This window comes from Prochlorococcus marinus str. MIT 9201, assembly GCF_000759955.1.
Lineage (GTDB): Bacteria > Cyanobacteriota > Cyanobacteriia > PCC-6307 > Cyanobiaceae > Prochlorococcus_A > Prochlorococcus_A marinus_G.
In genome coordinates this window covers 32,714-50,179 of the sequence record NZ_JNAL01000014.1, presented here as the reverse complement: position 1 = coordinate 50,179, position 17,466 = coordinate 32,714, and the positions used below count along the sequence as shown (strand labels likewise).

The 17,466-nt window shown below is 30.7% G+C and carries 19 protein-coding genes; 8 read left to right on the top strand and 11 right to left on the bottom strand.

What is annotated here, in order from left to right:
- Position 1: 1 nt before the first annotated feature.
- From EU95_RS03295 to EU95_RS03310, 4 genes are all read right to left on the bottom strand, one after another.
- The gene (locus EU95_RS03295; RefSeq protein WP_032522425.1) at positions 2-892 is read right to left on the bottom strand and encodes a homoserine O-succinyltransferase; all 891 of its coding nucleotides are present in this window, start codon (positions 890-892) and stop codon (positions 2-4) included.
- A 13-nt stretch (positions 893-905) separates the two neighbouring features.
- Positions 906-2,234 (bottom strand): O-acetylhomoserine aminocarboxypropyltransferase/cysteine synthase family protein, encoded by a 1,329-nt coding sequence (locus EU95_RS03300; protein ID WP_032522424.1) that lies wholly within the window; start codon positions 2,232-2,234, stop codon positions 906-908.
- Between the two features lie 72 nt (positions 2,235-2,306).
- Positions 2,307-2,966: a hypothetical protein gene (locus tag EU95_RS03305; RefSeq protein ID WP_032522423.1), complete on the bottom strand. Its 660-nt coding sequence runs from the start codon at positions 2,964-2,966 to the stop codon at positions 2,307-2,309.
- Between the two features lie 92 nt (positions 2,967-3,058).
- Entirely contained in the window at positions 3,059-4,567 is a 1,509-nt protein-coding gene (locus tag EU95_RS03310; protein WP_032522422.1) for a hypothetical protein, read from the bottom strand.
- Between the two features lie 165 nt (positions 4,568-4,732).
- Between EU95_RS03310 and stpA the strand changes: the two genes are divergently transcribed.
- A complete protein-coding gene (stpA, locus tag EU95_RS03315; RefSeq protein WP_032522421.1) occupies positions 4,733-5,953 on the top strand; it encodes a glucosylglycerol 3-phosphatase in 1,221 nt (406 codons plus the stop codon).
- Between the two features lie 36 nt (positions 5,954-5,989).
- Complete coding sequence (arsS, locus tag EU95_RS03320; RefSeq protein WP_032522420.1) at positions 5,990-6,922, top strand: arsenosugar biosynthesis radical SAM (seleno)protein ArsS; 933 nt, start codon at positions 5,990-5,992, stop codon at positions 6,920-6,922.
- Positions 6,923-7,008: 86 nt separating this feature from the next.
- On the opposite strand, the gene EU95_RS03325 is transcribed toward arsS, so the two are convergent.
- Complete coding sequence (locus EU95_RS03325) at positions 7,009-7,461, bottom strand: Fur family transcriptional regulator (RefSeq protein ID WP_032522419.1); 453 nt, start codon at positions 7,459-7,461, stop codon at positions 7,009-7,011.
- Positions 7,462-7,622: 161 nt separating this feature from the next.
- Here EU95_RS03325 and EU95_RS03330 point away from each other — a divergent pair, with 161 nt between their 5' ends.
- Positions 7,623-8,147 carry a hydrolase gene (locus EU95_RS03330; protein WP_052046862.1) on the top strand — a complete coding sequence of 175 codons (525 nt, stop codon included), beginning with the start codon at positions 7,623-7,625 and terminating at the stop codon, positions 8,145-8,147.
- Between the two features lie 78 nt (positions 8,148-8,225).
- Positions 8,226-9,257, top strand: a complete 1,032-nt coding sequence (locus EU95_RS03335; protein ID WP_032522418.1) for a mechanosensitive ion channel family protein — start codon at positions 8,226-8,228, stop codon at positions 9,255-9,257.
- Here EU95_RS03335 and EU95_RS03340 read toward each other — a convergent pair.
- Entirely contained in the window at positions 9,228-10,229 is a 1,002-nt protein-coding gene (locus EU95_RS03340; RefSeq protein WP_032522417.1) for an SDR family NAD(P)-dependent oxidoreductase, read from the bottom strand. The two genes, EU95_RS03335 and EU95_RS03340, sit on opposite strands and share 30 nt — an antisense overlap.
- A 224-nt stretch (positions 10,230-10,453) precedes the next feature.
- Here EU95_RS03340 and crtL point away from each other — a divergent pair, with 224 nt between their 5' ends.
- Together crtL and EU95_RS03350 are read left to right on the top strand one after the other, a co-directional pair.
- On the top strand, positions 10,454-11,737 hold the full coding sequence (gene crtL, locus EU95_RS03345) for a lycopene beta cyclase (protein WP_032522416.1): 1,284 nt from the start codon (positions 10,454-10,456) through the stop codon (positions 11,735-11,737).
- A 7-nt stretch (positions 11,738-11,744) separates the two neighbouring features.
- The gene (locus tag EU95_RS03350) at positions 11,745-12,452 is read left to right on the top strand and encodes an SDR family NAD(P)-dependent oxidoreductase (RefSeq protein WP_032522415.1); all 708 of its coding nucleotides are present in this window, start codon (positions 11,745-11,747) and stop codon (positions 12,450-12,452) included.
- Here the strand turns inward: EU95_RS03350 and EU95_RS03355 are convergent.
- Positions 12,449-12,991, bottom strand: a complete 543-nt coding sequence (locus EU95_RS03355) for a GIY-YIG nuclease family protein (protein WP_032522414.1) — start codon at positions 12,989-12,991, stop codon at positions 12,449-12,451. The two genes, EU95_RS03350 and EU95_RS03355, sit on opposite strands and share 4 nt — an antisense overlap.
- Positions 12,992-13,065: 74 nt before the next feature.
- Between EU95_RS03355 and EU95_RS03360 the strand changes: the two genes are divergently transcribed.
- Positions 13,066-13,725 carry a glutathione S-transferase gene (locus EU95_RS03360; protein WP_032522413.1) on the top strand — a complete coding sequence of 220 codons (660 nt, stop codon included), beginning with the start codon at positions 13,066-13,068 and terminating at the stop codon, positions 13,723-13,725.
- Here the strand turns inward: EU95_RS03360 and EU95_RS03365 are convergent.
- The 3 genes from EU95_RS03365 to EU95_RS03375 all read right to left on the bottom strand — a co-directional run bounded on the left by EU95_RS03365 (position 13,722) and on the right by EU95_RS03375 (position 16,556).
- Positions 13,722-13,979: a hypothetical protein gene (locus EU95_RS03365; protein WP_032522412.1), complete on the bottom strand. Its 258-nt coding sequence runs from the start codon at positions 13,977-13,979 to the stop codon at positions 13,722-13,724. The two genes, EU95_RS03360 and EU95_RS03365, sit on opposite strands and share 4 nt — an antisense overlap.
- Before the next feature lie 36 nt (positions 13,980-14,015).
- A complete protein-coding gene (locus tag EU95_RS03370; RefSeq protein ID WP_032522411.1) occupies positions 14,016-15,404 on the bottom strand; it encodes a sodium:solute symporter in 1,389 nt (462 codons plus the stop codon).
- Positions 15,405-15,497: 93 nt separating this feature from the next.
- Positions 15,498-16,556: a chlorophyll a/b binding light-harvesting protein gene (locus EU95_RS03375; RefSeq protein WP_032522410.1), complete on the bottom strand. Its 1,059-nt coding sequence runs from the start codon at positions 16,554-16,556 to the stop codon at positions 15,498-15,500.
- Between the two features lie 331 nt (positions 16,557-16,887).
- Between EU95_RS03375 and EU95_RS09980 the strand changes: the two genes are divergently transcribed.
- On the top strand, positions 16,888-17,064 hold the full coding sequence (locus EU95_RS09980) for a hypothetical protein (protein WP_193742487.1): 177 nt from the start codon (positions 16,888-16,890) through the stop codon (positions 17,062-17,064).
- Positions 17,065-17,103: 39 nt separating this feature from the next.
- Here the strand turns inward: EU95_RS09980 and EU95_RS03380 are convergent, their stop codons facing one another.
- The gene (locus EU95_RS03380) at positions 17,104-17,337 is read right to left on the bottom strand and encodes a hypothetical protein (RefSeq protein ID WP_032522409.1); all 234 of its coding nucleotides are present in this window, start codon (positions 17,335-17,337) and stop codon (positions 17,104-17,106) included.
- Positions 17,338-17,466: the final 129 nt, after the last annotated feature.

Below are 17,466 nucleotides of genomic sequence, written 5' to 3'. Positions count from 1 at the left end.
GTTAATTAAGACTAACTTGTTGATAACAAAACCAAAGCCATTGCTGAAAAAGCAAATTCCTATGAGATCTCCAAGCGGTTTTTGAACTATTTAGATCAAAATTTTTAGGAGGAGGAACATCTCCCTTTTCTTTGTCTCTCTCAATTTCACTAATAATTCTGTGCACTGTATATTCAGGATGGCCTAAATGCATAAGTTGTTTTTGATCTTTAGATTCAAATATTGTATATCCGACGTTTTCTCCATAAGCTAACAAATTCAATTTCCCTTCTTTTTGGGCCTTCTCCATTTCCAAATCTGGTAATCCCGCAAATCTACTTTGAGGACATATAAATTCATCATCTTGTGTACCCATCAAAGGGTGTCCAGGAACAAGACTTTTTAAAGGGAATACCCCAAATAATTTCTTATCAAAAACTTGCTTATCAACCCCTGCCAAATAAGCCAGCGCAAATCCCGCCCAACATAATCCAAGAGTACTTGCACAAGAGTTTCTGGCTTCATTTACAATTTTCACAAATTCATCCCAATATTTAACCTCCTCAAAGGCTAGGTGCTCAATAGGTGCTCCAGTAATAATGACTCCATCTAACGGATCTGGATTATTTGCTTCTTCCCAAGTTATGTATAGATTATTTAGATGATTAAGGTCCCATGTTTTATAAGAGTGAGTTTCAAGCTTTATCCAAACTGGCTCAATTTGAAGAGGAGATAAACCAAGTGGATGTAGTAAGTTAAATTCATACTGCTTGCCAAGAGGCATGATATTTAAAATACCAATCCTAAGAGGACGTATATCCTGTCTTTTTGCCAATTCTGGTTCGATCCAAGATATATGGTTTTTCTCAACATCACTAATCTTGTGATAGTTGCTAGGAATTATTAAAGCCAATAAATCTCCTTTCCTATGTAATTTGTGAAAGTGCTTGTTCGAAATCTGCTTTTATATCATCAATATGCTCAATTCCTACAGAAACTCTTACCATCGTGGGGGTAACACCTGCAGATAATTGTTCTTCTTCAGATAATTGCTGATGAGTTGTTGAAGCCGGATGAATTACTAATGTTTTTGAATCCCCCACATTAGCAAGGTGACTCGCTAATTTTAAGGAATCAATAAATTTTACTGCATTTTCATAACCCCCATTAAGAGAGAACATAAGCATGCAACCCATTCCCCTTCCAGTAGTATATTTTTTGGCACTTGAGTAATATGGATCAGATTCTAGGCCTGGGTAATTAACACTACTTACATTGGAATTAGAATCCAACCATTTTGCTAATTCAAGAGCATTAGAAGTTTGTCTTTCTATTCTTAAGCTTAGTGTTTCCAGACCCTGCAATAACAAAAACGAATTAAAAGGACTTTGAGCTGATCCCCAGTCTCTCAGGCATTCAAGTCTTGCTCTTAACGCAAAAGCTATATTTCTATTATCAGGTACTCCCAAAGATTTGCAGATATCACTACCGAAACCAAAAGCATCCCAATGAACGAGTCCATGATAAGCAGCGCTTGGCTCACTCATTAGTGGGAATTTGCCATTTCCCCAATCAAACGTTCCGGCATCAACAATAACCCCTCCTATACTTGTTCCATGTCCACCGATCCATTTCGTTGCACTTTCTACAACAACATCGGCTCCAAAATCAATTGGTCTTATTAAAGCACCTCCAGCCCCAAGAGTATTATCAACTATTAAAGGAATTCCATTTTCCTTCGCCAAAGCAGAAAGTCCATCAAAATCTGGAATGTTGAACCGAGGATTCCCCATTGATTCGACATATATTGCTTTGGTTTTATCATCAATTTTATTTCTAAAACTATCGATACTATCACCGTCTGCAAATTTAACTTCTATTCCTAATCTTGGAAATTGTACTTTAAATTGATTATAGGTACCACCATATAGAAAAGATGTAGAGACAAAATTATCCCCTGCTGTCATGCAGTTCACGATTGCCAAGAATTGAGCAGCTTGTCCTGAGGATGTTGCAAGTGCTGCCATTCCTCCCTCTAAAGCTGCCATTCTTTTTTCGAAGACATCTGTGGTGGGGTTCATAAGTCGAGTATAAATATTTCCAAATTCTTTTAACCCAAAAAGGTTCGCTCCATGCTCTGCATTATCAAAGACATAGGAACTAGTTTGATAAATGGGTACTGCTCTAGAATTTGTAGTTGGATCAGGAACTTGGCCTGCATGTAACTGAAGTGTCTCGAACTTTTGGTTGCTCAAAATTTTTTAAATAATCCTATTATCTATTTAACTTAGAAAAGTCCAAAAAAAAAACAAAAAAAAGATAAATATTTATAAATCCTTTTTTAATGAGGGGTAATTATCTTTCATATATAAACTCAAATCCTCTTTTATCACAGATCTCAGTTTCTCAATATTTGCAGATTCAATTATTGGAAAAGTTTTATTAGCCTCAGGATCTTTTTCAGTAATTGATTTCCAATTCTTACCAACATCTTTTTCAGAGTTATTTAAGACCTCATCAAAATTGAAGGCCTTATGATTATTTAAAGCGTCAAATTCGCTAAAAGCCTTATTTATGAGCTCCTTTCTATTTTCGAATAGATTTTTGGCTTTTAAAGTATCTGGAAGTCCCATAACTGGTTGTAATTCCTTAAGAAGTTTTATTTCCTCTTCAATTAAGAGTGTCCAAACACCATGTTTATTTTTTGGAAGATTAGAATTACTAAAAATATTAATTTCATCGAGGTAAAATTTTAACCATAAATAATATGATTTTTCTTCAATAGTTTTTTTAATTGATATCTTTTTATTTTGGATCTTTGGGAGTAACTTTTCTGCTTTTTTTAAAAACTGTCTGTCTTCTCTTTCTAAATTTATTAATCCCCATCTTTGACTATAGTCCCATAAATCTTCGTATCTTGTTAAGTCTTCTTGATTCCAACCAAGAGCTTTCAGTTCAGGAGAACGATGTGATAATTCCTTTTTCAAAAAAACCTTTTAAAACCATAATAATTCTAACCCCGCAACCAAGATTAGTAAATAAATGAACAACTTAGCTTTTTATTAAATTAAATAAATAATCAATTTTTAAAATAATTATTAATAATTTTCAATACATTGATATAACTTGGATTTTTTTTTGAAATTTGATTACTATATTCATTTTTTTTAAGATCTTTTTCCTCTTTGTCAAGAAACAGTTTCTTGTAAAGGTTTTCAATATCATTAAAAATATAATCTCCTTTTAATTTTTCATTTAGTTCTAAAGATGATTCAGATTTCACAGATTCTTGGCAAAAATTAGTAATTTCTTCTGAGCTAATTAAAACTTTATAAATTTCTTTTTTTTCTTCTGAATTTGCATTAAAGCATAAATAAATCAGATTTATCATAGAACAATTATTATTTTTTATTTTGAATTCTTTATAAATGTCTGGCCAAAATTTTAAAGATTTTAGACCTTCTAAACCTCCTTGGCTGAGAGAGTATTTATCACACCAATTCAAGAATTCTGATACATCTTTTGGACATCTGTTGAGTTGTAAAAGCATATCTGATAAAACTTGTCCTGCTTGAAAATTCCGTGTTGGTTTTCCTTCAGTTGGCAGGGTCATGCTCCCTAAAACATCAGCCTTAACAGCATTTAATTGAGAAAAAGTATAATCTCCTTTTTCACAAAATTTATCATTAATTATTTCCTTTGCACTAATTATTTCTTCACCATATCCAAGTTCTTTTAATGAAAGATATTTATTGTCTAATTTATTTTCTTTTCTAACTTGCAGTGAAACTGATGCGGCCTGATCTAAACATTGAGTTAACAAAATCGTATTAATTGTAGGTAACATTCCTGGCTTATCGGAATGAAAGTTATTTACAAAACCTGCAAATATAGATGAGATATTTTTTATTGATTTTATATATTGACATTCAATATTATGGACGCCTGGAGAAACTTGAATCTTAGGCGACAATTGATTTAAAATGCGCGCTCCTATTAAAGCAGTTAGGGCATCAGGATGACAGAAATTTGCAGTAAAACTATCATTAGGATTTCTTAGGGCTCCATGACGATGAAATCCCGTAAAAAAAGCTAAATTTGGATATTTATTACAGAGAATAAAAGGGGTTTTATTTTTATTATCAATACAAAAGGAACCAACAAGACAGCCAAGAACCACATTTTCTCTTTTTAAAGTTTTTCTAAGTTCTAAAGCATGTTTTACATCATCTTGTATGTGATTGCTGTTTGAAGCAAGAATAACTATCTCACATTTCAAGAGAAGGTATTCTAGATCAAAAGACTTTCTTTTTCCCCCTGTAGAATAATGTCCCATTCTCTTAATCTTTTCAATAATCTCATTATTCATATCTGAAAGAACATCTTTTGAGAAAGCACCTAACAAATCTCTATTTTCCCTAGGAGCTAAGAGAATATTATTTGATTTTCCATGCATAGCACAATTGTATGCTAATGATGCAGGATATAAACCAACACTGTAGAATCCAACTTTGATCTTCTCTATATTTTCAATCAATGAATAAAAATATTTTTCATCATTTGTATTTTCTATGAAATTATTCTGCATTTTGAAGATTCTTTATAATTTTTTTTAATTTCTTACCAATACCAACATCTTTCCACATTAAAGCAATTTTTGACCATAGCAAATTATTTATTATATATATTGAATTTTTTACTTTATAGTTTTATAAATATAGATAATTAAATAAAAAAAGAAAGAATTTTAAATATGGAATATATGGCAAGTAATTTAAAGGTACAAAAACAATTAATTTCCTCTAAAAATATATTATTTATTCAAGACATCGATGGGGTTTGTATCCCTTTAGTTAAAGATCCAATGACCAGAGAATTAGAATCTAAATATATCTATGCAGTAAAAGAATTTGCTGAGGAATTCTTTGTATTAACTTGTGGGGAACACGAAGGTAAAAGAGGGGTTAACAGAATAATAGAAAGGAGTTTAGGTAGCGCTACTGAGCCTAAAAACCAAAAACTATATTTAAGAGGTTTAGCTGCCTGTGGAGTAGAGTATCAAGACAATGATGGTGAAATAAGTTTTGAAGGAGTTTCAGAAAAAGAACTGGATTTTCTTTCTAAAGTACCCAGTTTAATAAAACCAAAATTTGATTTAATAGTAAAGAATATTTTCCCTGAACTTAACCAAGAAGACATCAATTTTCACGCAATAAAATCAATATGTGAAACACGCTTCTCGCCAACTATTAATTTCAACAGTCTATTTGATTTAGTAAACAAAGATTCTGAAAAAAGAAAGCTTATTCAAATTAGTTTTGAAAAAATGATGAATAAAATCATCTTAAAAGCCGAATCCGAAGGACTCAAAAACTCATTTTTCCTTCATATTTCACCAAATTTAGGTAATAAAAATGGCAGAGAAACAATTAAGCTTTCTTCTAAAGATGATATTGGATCAACAGACATACAATTACTTATAAAAGGAGCAGTTAAAGATTCTGGAGTTTTATTTCTATTAAATAAATTTATTGAGACTAAAACTGGCAAAGCTCCTTTTGGAGATAATTTTAATTTTAGAAATTCCCCAAAATCTTTAAGAGAAAAGATTGATTTATGCAAAAGGTCTATTCACATAGATGATATGCCTTTAATAGTAGGAGTTGGAGACACAGTAACATCAAAAAAAAATAATGATGAGAAAAGTTATTTAAGAGGGGGAAGTGATAGGTCTTTTCTAGAATTTATAAAAACATTAGGTAATGAGTTTGGTATTAATAATAAAATAATTTTTGTGGATAGTAGTTCTGGTGAAGTTGAAAGACCTTCTACAAAAAAAACTGGTTTAATAGGAATTAGTGATATTTATGACAACTTAAAGTTTGATATAGTTTTTAAAAATGGTCCTAAAGAATATATAAGTTGGTTTATTGAACTTGCTAATAAGAGATCAAACTTTAAAAAAAATAGTTGACTTTTTAATTTTCGAATGACAATTTATAAATAATATATGAAAGAAAAATTCCCCTCAATATATAAAGAACCTATAGAAACATTGCAAATTAATATAGGTTATAAATGCAACCAGGCTTGTAAGCATTGTCACGTCAATTCAAGTCCCCTAAGGACAGAAAAGATGTCAAATGAAATCATATCTCTTATTCCAAATATAATAGAAAAATATAAAATCAAGACTTTAGATATTACCGGTGGAGCGCCAGAACTTCACCCAGAGTTTAAAAACCTAATAACTAGTTTGAGCACAAAACAACTTGATATTATTGACAGATGTAATTTGACGATTTTCTTTGAAGAAGGTTATGAAGATCTTCCTCAATTTCTTGCAAAGAATAAAGTAATAGTTACGGCTTCGCTACCATGTTACGAAAAAAATAATGTTGATTTTCAAAGGGGTTTTGGGGTTTTTGAAAAAAGTATTAATGCTATAAAAATTCTTAATGATTTAGGCTACGGAAAGAAAGAAAATGGATTGCAATTAAATCTTGTTTACAATCCTGTAGGCCCAATTCTCCCTCCTTCTCAGAAAAAATTGGAACAAGATTATAAAAAAATACTATATGAAAAATATAATATTGTTTTTAATAACTTGTATACAATAACTAATATGCCAATAAATAGATATGAAGAATTTCTAAGAAGAGAAGGGAAACTAAATACTTATTACAAATTACTAAAAGAAAATTTTAATAAAAATAATTTAGAAAATCTTATGTGTAAAAAAACTATCAGTGTAAATTGGCTTGGAGAAATTTATGATTGTGACTTTAATCAACAGCTAAATTTCCGAGAGAATAAAGGACCAAAGACACTATTTGATCTATTAGATGACTCATTAACTTTTGACTATAGGGTGGCTGTAAAAGAACATTGTTTTGCTTGTACTGCAGGAGCTGGATCAAGTTGCGGAGGGACTTTAAGTTGAAATCTGCTAAATCCATTTAGGTCATATAGCTCTTACGTTTAAAGAGGAATGGAACAAGTTGCGGAGAGACTTTGAGTTGAAATCTGCTAAATGCAATTAGGACATATAGCTCTTACGTTTAAAGAGGATTCAATCAGTTTAAAACCATTAATTTTTGCTGCAACTTTGCCTGCTTCTAAAACTTCGTCATTTTCGAACTCTTCTGTTCTTCCACACCTAATACAAATTAAATGATGATGATCAGGTGTTTCGTTGCTAAGCAACTCATATCTGTGTCCGCCCTCACTGAGTTCTAATTCATGAAGCAAACCCATTTGTACTAAAAGTCTTAAAGTTCTATAAATTGTTGCGAGTGAAACTTTGGAACTTGATTTAACTAACTTTTCATGAACCTCTTCAGCACTAAGATGTTTTCCAGAACCAATATTTTCAAATAAATTAAGAACTTTAAGCCTTTGGGGAGTTAACCTCTTTCCATCTTTATGTAAACCATCGCCAAGAGGAGATGTGATGACATTGTATTGAGAGGATAATGACAACAATTAACCTACGGCTATTCTCAATAATAACTTTAGATGAGAGTAAAACAACTTTTTGGTTTAAAATGTTTACTAAAGTTCTTCAAAATACTATGTTGAATATATCTTAAAATACAAATGATGAAGGGCATGAAAAATTTTCTGAAAAACTACCACCAAAAATGAATGCTTTACTAATAATAGATGTTCAAGAAAAAATTATAAGGGCAATATTTAATAAGGACTCTATAATCAAAAACATCAAAAAGCTAATAGATGCCTACCAAATTTTAGAAGAAAACATTTTTGTATCTGAACAGAACCCATTCAAATTGGGTGCAACGATCCCTGAATTATTGCCCCAAAATGGATTTAAAAAAATTGAGAAAATGGAATTTAGCTTAGCTAACATACAAGAATTTTTAAAAGAACTTAAAAATAAGGAAATTAAAAATTTGATAGTTTGTGGTATCGAAACGCATATTTGTATTCAACAAACAGTCTTAGATTGTTTACAAAAAGGATTTGAAGTTGTTCTCGTATCAGATGCTATGAGCAGCCGAAATAGGGCAGATCATGAAATAGCATTACAGAGAATGACTCAGAAGGGAGCAATATTAACAACAACAGAATCAATAATTTTTGAATTATGCAAAACTGCGGATAGAAAAGAATTTAAAGAAATTAGAAATATAATAATTAGATAAAGGGAAATCAAGGCTGGCTTGTTATCTAGAGATAATTTAAAATTTTATTAAAGATAAATTGTTAAGTTTTATTTGAATATGAAATTAGTTACTGAAAACCTCCTTCTGGCAATATCTATTTTTTTTATTGGAATTTTATTGTCGATAATAATTTCTAAACTTTCAAAAATATTCTTCAAAAAGATCTCCAAACGTACAAAAACAAATTTTGATGATTTTATTTTTGAGGTCGTTTCTGGAATTATTAAACCTATAGGTTTTCTTCTATCATTTTATTTTTCAATTGACTTTTGTTTTGCTGACGAAATAACTTTTATCTCTGTCTTATTGAATATTCTGAAATTATTTATATTGATAATCATCATAAAAGCTCTAAACAAAGTTTTAATCAGATCTTTGACAGAATCGACATCGAAAATTAATGATTCCTCAATCAGTTCAATGATATCTTCACTTACTCCTTTAATAAAAGCGTTGACATGGACTATTGGTTCAATATTCTTCTTACAAAATATAGGTGTTCAAATGACTGCTATTTGGGCTTTACTCAGTGCAGGGGGTATTGGAGCAGGATTAGCTTTGAAAGATCCAGTTCAGGAGTTTTTTGAATATATAACAATTTTGCTTGATAAACCTTTTCAAAAAGGTGAGTTTATAAAATCTGATGCTGTCTTGGGAATGGTTGAGAGAGTCGGAGTAAGATCCTCAAGGATAAGAAGTATCAATGGAGAAGTAATAGTAATGAGCAATAGCGCACTTACAAATGGAATAATCTCAAATTACGCACAAATGGAAAAAAGAAGGTTAGTGCATAAATTAGGAGTTGTTTATGAAACCTCTCCAAAACTTATGAAGTCGATTCCAATAATAATAAAGAAAATAGTTGAAGAGACAAAAAATGCGTCTTTTGATAGATGTCATTTCACAGATTTTGGCGACTTCAGTCTTAATTTCGAACTTGTTTATTACATACCAACCAATAATTATCTTGCCGCAATGGAAGCGCAACAATCTATAAATTTAAAGATAATTGAGGAATTTGCAGTTAATAATATTGAGTTTGCATTCCCAACACAAACCTTAAATATTGAAAGTAACAAAGCCAAATGATTCGCAAATCTCTTCACTTAAAGTCCAAAGTTTTGAAGCCAATTCAGCACTATTGGCTTCATAACTAACATTACTTTCAACTAATTTATGTTTTTTAAAAGATATAAGTTTATTACTTAAATGTATGAAACCGATATTATTATAATTTAAATCAAGGACAATCTTAGAAAGAATCTTTCCAGCATTTTCTATACTTTCAGAAATTCCTAAAATATTTTTTGAAGCTTTAGAAAAAATTAAATATCCAAAGAGATTAAAACGTTTACTGTATCTAAAAAAACCCGAATCATCATTTGGTATTACGAGACCAGGAGCCCAAGTAATTACAGAAATTTTACTGGAGGACATTTTTAATTTTTTTTCAAGTTCTTTAGCAAACAAAATATTACATAACTTACTATTTTTATAAGCTTCATCAGCATTAAAATTTAAAAATTGCCCAGTTACTTTTTTTCTGAAATCAACAAGGTTATTAAGTCCGGCTTTCTTTCCTATATTGCCCCCTGAACTTTTGGGGTCGTGAACATCTGATGATGTAACAATGATTCTAGATTCTTCTTTATCTCTAACAAAATCTTTTAGGATATTTACCAAGTAGAAATGTGCAAGATGATTTACCGCAAAAGTTAGTTCTATCCCTTGTTTTGATACTTTAGGGTAAAAAGAACCCGTATACTGCAATCCTGCATTTAAAACAACTACATCTAAAAAAATCTTTCTACTAAAAAAGTAATCCTTAATTTTTTTAATATTCTCTAGATCTGAAAGATCACAATTTTCAATAATATTCAAATATTTACTAAGGTAATTTTTATCAAAAAACTTCTCAATTTTTTTGAGAAATTCATTCTTTCTTAATTCGTTTTTTATTACAACATATAAATTATTTTTTGTCTTCAGTAAATTAATAACGGCAAAAAAACCTATACCTGAATTACCTCCAGTAATTAAAATATTTTTATTTTTAATCATTTAAATTCCTATATTTTTTTTATAATAAAAAAATAAATAAAGTTTTTTTTATTTTGTAATCTTATAAATTATTGTTAAAACACTGAAAACTTAGTCACTAGTATTTGAGTAATTTGATTATTATTAACCTACTCTCGTTACAAGTACTGGATGGAATATAAAAACACAATAGGAGAAATTATATTTGGTTCCATAAATTTCTTTAATCATAAAATTTATATTTAATGTCAAAAGAAAGCATGCCAGATGTTCTTGTTTTGGGCGCAGGGCCTGCCGGCATGGCAATTGCATCAGCTTTGGGGAAGGAAAAATTAGATGTTGAAGTTCTTTCTCCAAATGGACCAGATGAACCTTGGCCTAACACTTATGGTATTTGGGGGGAAGAAGTTGATCAACTTGGGCTTCAGGATTTGCTTGAATATAGATGGAAGAATACTGTAAGTTTTTTTGGGCATGGCGCTTTAGAAGAACAGGACGATGAGAACAAAGCCACAGAGCATTTTCTAGATTATGGACTATTTGATAAAAAGAAACTCCACAATTTTTGGTTTAATGAATGTAATAAGTCATTTATTAAATGGCATCAAGGCTTTGCAAACAAAATACATTATGAAAAATATAAAAGTACAGTAACTACAAAAGATGGCAATACTTATTCTGCAAGATTAGTAGTAGATGCAACAGGATATGATCCTGTTTTTCTTAAATTAAAATCTTGTGGTCCTTTAGCAGTACAAACTTGTTACGGAATAGTGGGTAATTTTAGTAAACCTCCGCTGAAAAAAGGGCAGTTTGTATTAATGGATTATAGAAATGACCACCTTAATGAAGACCAAAGAAAAGAACCGCCCACTTTTCTTTATGCCATGGATATGGGAAATGGAAAATATTTTCTTGAGGAAACATCTCTTGGTTTAGTAAATCCTCTAACAATGGAAAATTTAAAAGAGAGACTGGAGAAAAGGCTATCTTATCGAAATATATCTATTACAAGCATGCAACATGAAGAGCTGGGTTTGTTTCTACCAATGAATATGCCAATACCAGATTTCAAACAACAAATACTTGGATATGGTGGTGCTGCTTCAATGGTACATCCTGCATCAGGATACTTAATTGGTAATGTTTTAAGAAGAGCTCCACTTGTCGCAAAAGCAGTATCAGAAGCAATTAAAAACAAAAATCTGAGTACCTATCATATTGCAAGAAAAGGTTGGGAAACTTTATGGTCAAAAGAATTAATTAGAAAGAAATCACTTTACCAATTTGGATTAGAAAAACTCATGCGGTTTGACGAAAAACTTTTGAGAGAATTTTTTGGCAGTTTTTTCCAACTACCTAAAAATCAATGGTATGGTTTTCTAACTGATACTCTTTCCTTAAGAGAGATTGTATATGCAATGTTCAAAATGTTTATAAAAGCTCCATGGAGTGTAAAGAAAGGTCTGATGATTATGCATGGTAGAGAGTTTAAAATGTTACTTAGGATAATATTTCCAAATATATAGTTTCAAAATGAGGACAATACTTATAAGTGGAGCAAGTAGAGGTATTGGATTAAATATTGCACATAAAGAATTAAAAGAAGGCAACAGAATTAGTGTTGGCATTAGAAATCTAGAATCACTAAAGGGGAGTGTTATTGATCCAAGAAAATGGCCTGAAGGGAGAATTATAATTAACAAATATGATGCATTAAACAAAATATCAGCCCAAAATTGGATAAAAAATACTGTAGATGAATTTGGAGGATTTGATTCAGTTATAAATTGTTCTGGAGTATTATCGAAAGTTCCTTTTTTATTCAATGATGGTGACGAAGAAGATATTTTAAATACACTAAATATCAACTTTTTGGCAATTTGGAATTTGTGTAGGCTTTCTTGGGATCATTTATGCGCCTCAGGAAGGGGGAGGATTATTGTTTTAGTTTCAATGAGTGGGAAAAGATCTAAAGGGGATTTAGCCGCTTACTCTTCTTCAAAATTTGCTTTGATGGGATTATGCCAAACAATGAAAAATAAAGGTTGGGATAAAAATATTAGAATTTCAGCAATTTGCCCAAGTTGGGTTAATACAGAAATGGCCCAAAATATCTCTTCCTTAGACAAATTAAGCATGACACAGCCTGAAGATATTGCTGAAATATGTTCAACTATTCTGAAGTTACCTTCCCAATCAGTACCATTTGAAGTTGCGTTAAATTGTAATTATGAAATTTAACCTAAATTGAAAATTAAATAAGCCATTGAGAGCATTGCAATTGCTATAAATAAACCTTTTATTCGATTAGTTAACAATGAAAAAAGAGATAAATCTTCAGAAAAATATCCACCAAAACTGCCCGTAATAAATAACACAACCATTGGTAGTGATGCCATGCCAAAAGAATAAGCTATAGCTTTTACAAATCCAAAATTTAGATAATTTAAAATAAAGAAACTTGAGGAAAACAATAAAAAAGATGCAAATAGAGTAATGGAAACTTCAGCGTCTAAAGTATGAGGTAAGCTTCCTTTTAATTCAAATTGCTTTTTGCATTCTCTAATTTCTCTTTTAGAAAGTTTTAAATAACCAGTTTCAGGAATTCTTTGCGACTTATATTTTCTTAGTAATCTTGCTTCAAGAGTTTCTGGCTCCTTTGTCATAATTGATGTTAATAATTCATCTGGTTTTAATTTCTTAATTTTTTTTTCAAGATTATTCGTTTTCCCAATTCTATAAAGGTCTCCTACTCTGATAAGGTAAACATATCCAGACATTTGCGTTGTAAAATTAATATTATTCCTATTTAGATAATACTAAAAGAGTAAAGGAAATTAAAAGTTTTTACAAAATGACAAACGATATTTTATATTCATTTCGAAGATGTCCATATGCAATTCGTGCAAGATGGGCCATATTAATTTGTGAAATAAAAGTAGAGATAAGAGAAATTGATTTAAAAAACAAACCTCTAGATTTTTTAAATAATTCAAAAACGAAAACGGTTCCAATACTTATAAAAAAAAATAGTGAAGTTATTGAAGAGAGTCTTGAAATCATTCTGTGGGCTCTCTCAGAGTCAAAAAAGGAAAACATCAAATTAATTTATTTTCCTGAGAACAAAAAGGAAGAAATTTTTGAAATAATTAATGAAAATGATAACGAATTCAAATATCATTTAGATCGATTTAAATATGCCACAAGATATAAGAATAATGATGAAGAATTTCATTTCACAAATGCGATTAAATTTATAAAGAGATGGAACCAACTTCTTGCAGAAAACAAATACTTTTTTGGAGATAGCCCCACAATCGCTGATTGGTCTATTTGGCCTTTTGTAAGACAATTTAGAATCGCTTGTGAAAGTCAAAAAAGAACAAATTATTTTGAATCCTCAATAAAAAACTGGTTAGATTCATTTGAGAAAAATAGAGAATTTAAATCCTTAATGTATAAATACGAATTATGGGGACCATATTCTAAGGCAAATTACTTCCCATCTAATTAACTTTCTAACAACTTCCTTTTTTCAATTATTCTTGCTAACTCCAAAAAATATCCTGCAGTCCTAAATTTGCCTATATTTTTTTCCTTAAAATCAAGATCGCTCCTGATTTCTGCAGTCTCCGCCATAAGCAAATCTAAATCATTTGATCCAAGACTATACAATTCACCAAGTTCGATTTCCCTTCCAAGTAAATGACTCCTAAACCACTTCCCTTTATTTTCTTGAGGTGGAATATCGTAGGGAGAAAATGACATTAAAATAAAATTTAAGCTTTTACCATTCTAGGGTTATTATTGAAACTTTTTCATCTCTACTTTGTTAAAAATCAATGCAATAAAAAGAATTGCGAATGTAATTAGGGCACAAATTTCTGTCCAATAATCTAACCCAATTTTAGAAATCATTAATGGTGCGAGAACTGTGAATAGTCCCCCAGAAAGAATTAACTGAGCGAATAGCTGTTTTGACGTAAAAATTGGTAAAGTCTTAGAAATATTTTTAGGATCTGCAAGCCTTAAAAGAAGTAGCCCAGAAGCTACTACACCTGTAGAATTCCCAAACTCTATCAAACTTTTTTCAAACCAATAATCATCAAAAATAAAGTATGCAAAAAAAGCAATGCAGATTAAATTCCAAAATAACCCGAAAATAGTAAACACTAAAATAAGTATCCAATTATCAAAGACAACTGCAATATCTAAACTCGCCATAGCTGTAAAAATCAATAAGTCTGTGGATAAAATACCAATCTCCCTTTGCAGAATATTTGAAATAAATTCTGTATTTTTGGTTTTCTCTAATACATATCTAATAAGGAGCGAACCTATAAGAATAAAGGGGAATACTGGTAGTGAAAAAATAATTTCCTTCGAAAAATCACCAAAAGAAATTGAAATATACCTTAAAAATTTAAGTAGCAAAACACCAAAAGAAATTGCCAAACCGGAGAATCCAAGATTTATTATAAAAATTCTTAAATCTGCAAAAATTCCTATCTTATTTTTTCCCTTTAGAGTGTCTTTTTGTTCAAGAATTTCCTCAGTATCTGAGAGACCTAAAGTTCTACCAAGAAAAATAAATATGCTCCCCAATAGTGAAGAGGATAAAAGACCCATTGTTGCCATAGCCAAACCTAGATCTAAACCATTTGGGAAACCAAGTTTATTAAAACTTTCACCGATTATTGATGCAGCTCCATGACCACCTTCAAAACCTACCTCTATTAAACATCCCATTAGAGGATTTGCATCCATAGATGGAGGCAGAAAATATTTAACAACAAGGCCACCCACAAAAAATTGTCCAAAACCTAGTGAAAGAGCTAATAAAAATTGATTAAAAATTGGTTTAACTAAACCATTTATATTCGGGATAGGTCTTCCCATCATTAAAGTTGCGAAGACTAATGATAAAAGAGGAGTAGGTAAATTACTCCAAACATTGATAGTTTCTTTTGGCAAAAAGTGTATAGCTCCAAAAGGGCCTATAGATATACCTAAAATTCCTGATATAACTGCTATCGGCAATCCAAATCTCTCAAGTTGAACAGCAAGTTTTAATTTCCTCCCAAAAACCAACAAAAAAAATATAATTAATAATCCCAAAAAACTTATCAATAGAGAATTTGAAAAAACATCTTTATTTTGTATCGAAAAAAAATTCAATAATTTCAAAAACATCTAATTCTAAATCTAAATTAATAAACAAAATTTTTCAAATAAAAAAGGCCCCTATGAAAGGAGCCTTTTGATATTAATAATAAAATTTGAAAATTAATCTTTAAGAGTAACTGTTGCACTATCAATGTTACTGATAGCATTTGTAACTCTCTTGAAATCAAAGCCTAGTGCTCTTAAAGCGTGCCATAGATGACCTTGAATAAAGAAGAATCCAAAATAGTAATGAACATTAGCTAACCATGCTCTTGAAGTGTACTCACCATCAGGAAGATCAACAGTATCTACCCAATAAGGAGAAATACTAAACTTCAATTCAAGTGGTTCACCAAAGAATTCAGTTGGATAAACTGTAGTGTTAGCAGCACTCCAGAAAGCTGCGATAATAGCCATCCAGCCTATTCCAGCTAGTGACCATGATAAAACAGCTTCTGCAGAAAGAAGTCCTTTACCTTTGAACTTGGTAAATTCACCAACTTGCTTAGTAGCAATATGCCAAGCACCACCAGTGATCTCAACGAAAGCAAGGAAAGCATGACCTCCCATTACTTCTTCAAGACTATCAATAGTCAAAAAGTCGGTTTGGTGATTCCAAATTTTGGCCAAATTTAATTCATACTCAACCTGTCTTACAGAACCAATAGCTGGATCATAAATTCCATGTACCCTTGCCCATTCAACAAAAGCGATAACTGCAAAACCTAGAATAATTAGATGGTGACCAAGAATAAATGTCAATTTGTCTGGATTATCCCATTCAATATTGAATTTTCTAGCTCTTGCTACCTCAGAATCTTCTAGATTTCCAGGAAGAAGTAAAGAGTGTAAAAGTCCGCCTGCTGCTAAAACCATAGAAGAAACTAAGTGAACTATTGCTATCGCTAGAACAGGTTTAGTATCTCCCATCGCAACGCCATTAGCATCAAACCCTATTCCAAGAGTTGCTAAATGAGGTAGAACGATTAGAGGTTGATGACCCATTGGGACGCTGGGGTCAAATCGTGAAAGTTCAAAAAGGGTGAATGCACCCGCCCAGAAAACAATTAATCCTGCATGAGCTACGTGAGCAGCAATAAATTTTCCCGAGCGATTTGCTACACCTGAATTACCAGCCCACCATCCATAGGTAGTATCTGGATTTCCATAGGTTTGCATTTAGGAATTGATTAGCTTAAACGTTTTGAGAATACTTTATATTTCACCAAACAGTTGAATTCATAACAAAATTGTAAAGGTTAGTAATCCTAACTATTACTAAACAAGAAATCTTCATAAGGCAAACAATTAGCAAAAAAGGTAGATTTAATGAAGAAAAATTATTCTTAGAGATATAAGTTCTATCAAATAAAACAGTATTTTTATATTCAAATAAGTTAGATAAATTTTATTTTGCTGACATTATAACGATGTTTTGTTTCATTAAACCATTGTGGTTATTGCCTCATTTTCAAACAATTATTAAATATGGAATAAGATATTTAATATTATGACTACTTCTCAAGAGTCTTCTAGAAAATTTTCACTAGAAATGAAATCGGAAGTTCATTACAAAAAGGCTGCAAAATCCTATAGAAAATCAAAACAGTATATCAATATGATCAACTTATATCCAACTTTGCAAAATACTCTGATTGATTGCAAGGATGAGAATCTAATCGAGTAGAGTTTTTAAATATTTTTAACATAACTTTTAAAAAAGATATTAGGCAGCAATATTATATTTTTCTTCAAAATAAAATTTATTGATTATTTTCCTACACATTTTTATATTATAAAGTGCTTTGGGGTTCCAAGGTTTTTTCTGACCTAGTGGGGAGCTCTTCCAATGAATTCCAGGCTTGAGTATTCCATTTTCACGGAAAGAAGAGAGTTTAATTTCAGTTATTCCTAATTTTTCAGCGGCCAACTCAGATGAGCTCCATTTAACCCCTAACATTGAATTAAGTAAACATTATTAATCCTTGATAACGTTAATTTTATTTTTTTGAAAGGGGTAAAACTTTTAAATAATTATTAAGTAACAAAATCCCAGTATTTATGAAGAAAAAAGATTTGAAAGATTTAT

Bases quoted from the DNA above. Each gene is read 5' to 3' on its own strand.
- EU95_RS03310 (WP_032522422.1), bottom strand. From the start codon at position 4,567: ATGCAGAATAATTTCATAGAAAATACAAATGATGAAAAATATTTTTAT.
- stpA (WP_032522421.1), top strand. From the start codon at position 4,733: ATGGAATATATGGCAAGTAATTTAAAGGTACAAAAACAATTAATTTCC.
- arsS (WP_032522420.1), top strand. From the start codon at position 5,990: ATGAAAGAAAAATTCCCCTCAATATATAAAGAACCTATAGAAACATTG.
- EU95_RS03330 (WP_052046862.1), top strand. From the start codon at position 7,623: ATGAATGCTTTACTAATAATAGATGTTCAAGAAAAAATTATAAGGGCA.
- EU95_RS03335 (WP_032522418.1), top strand. From the start codon at position 8,226: ATGAAATTAGTTACTGAAAACCTCCTTCTGGCAATATCTATTTTTTTT.
- EU95_RS03340 (WP_032522417.1), bottom strand. From the start codon at position 10,229: ATGATTAAAAATAAAAATATTTTAATTACTGGAGGTAATTCAGGTATA.
- crtL (WP_032522416.1), top strand. From the start codon at position 10,454: ATGTCAAAAGAAAGCATGCCAGATGTTCTTGTTTTGGGCGCAGGGCCT.
- EU95_RS03350 (WP_032522415.1), top strand. From the start codon at position 11,745: ATGAGGACAATACTTATAAGTGGAGCAAGTAGAGGTATTGGATTAAAT.
- EU95_RS03355 (WP_032522414.1), bottom strand. From the start codon at position 12,991: ATGTCTGGATATGTTTACCTTATCAGAGTAGGAGACCTTTATAGAATT.
- EU95_RS03360 (WP_032522413.1), top strand. From the start codon at position 13,066: ATGACAAACGATATTTTATATTCATTTCGAAGATGTCCATATGCAATT.
- EU95_RS03365 (WP_032522412.1), bottom strand. From the start codon at position 13,979: ATGTCATTTTCTCCCTACGATATTCCACCTCAAGAAAATAAAGGGAAG.
- EU95_RS03370 (WP_032522411.1), bottom strand. From the start codon at position 15,404: ATGTTTTTGAAATTATTGAATTTTTTTTCGATACAAAATAAAGATGTT.
- EU95_RS03375 (WP_032522410.1), bottom strand. From the start codon at position 16,556: ATGCAAACCTATGGAAATCCAGATACTACCTATGGATGGTGGGCTGGT.
- EU95_RS09980 (WP_193742487.1), top strand. From the start codon at position 16,888: ATGACTACTTCTCAAGAGTCTTCTAGAAAATTTTCACTAGAAATGAAA.
- EU95_RS03380 (WP_032522409.1), bottom strand. From the start codon at position 17,337: ATGTTAGGGGTTAAATGGAGCTCATCTGAGTTGGCCGCTGAAAAATTA.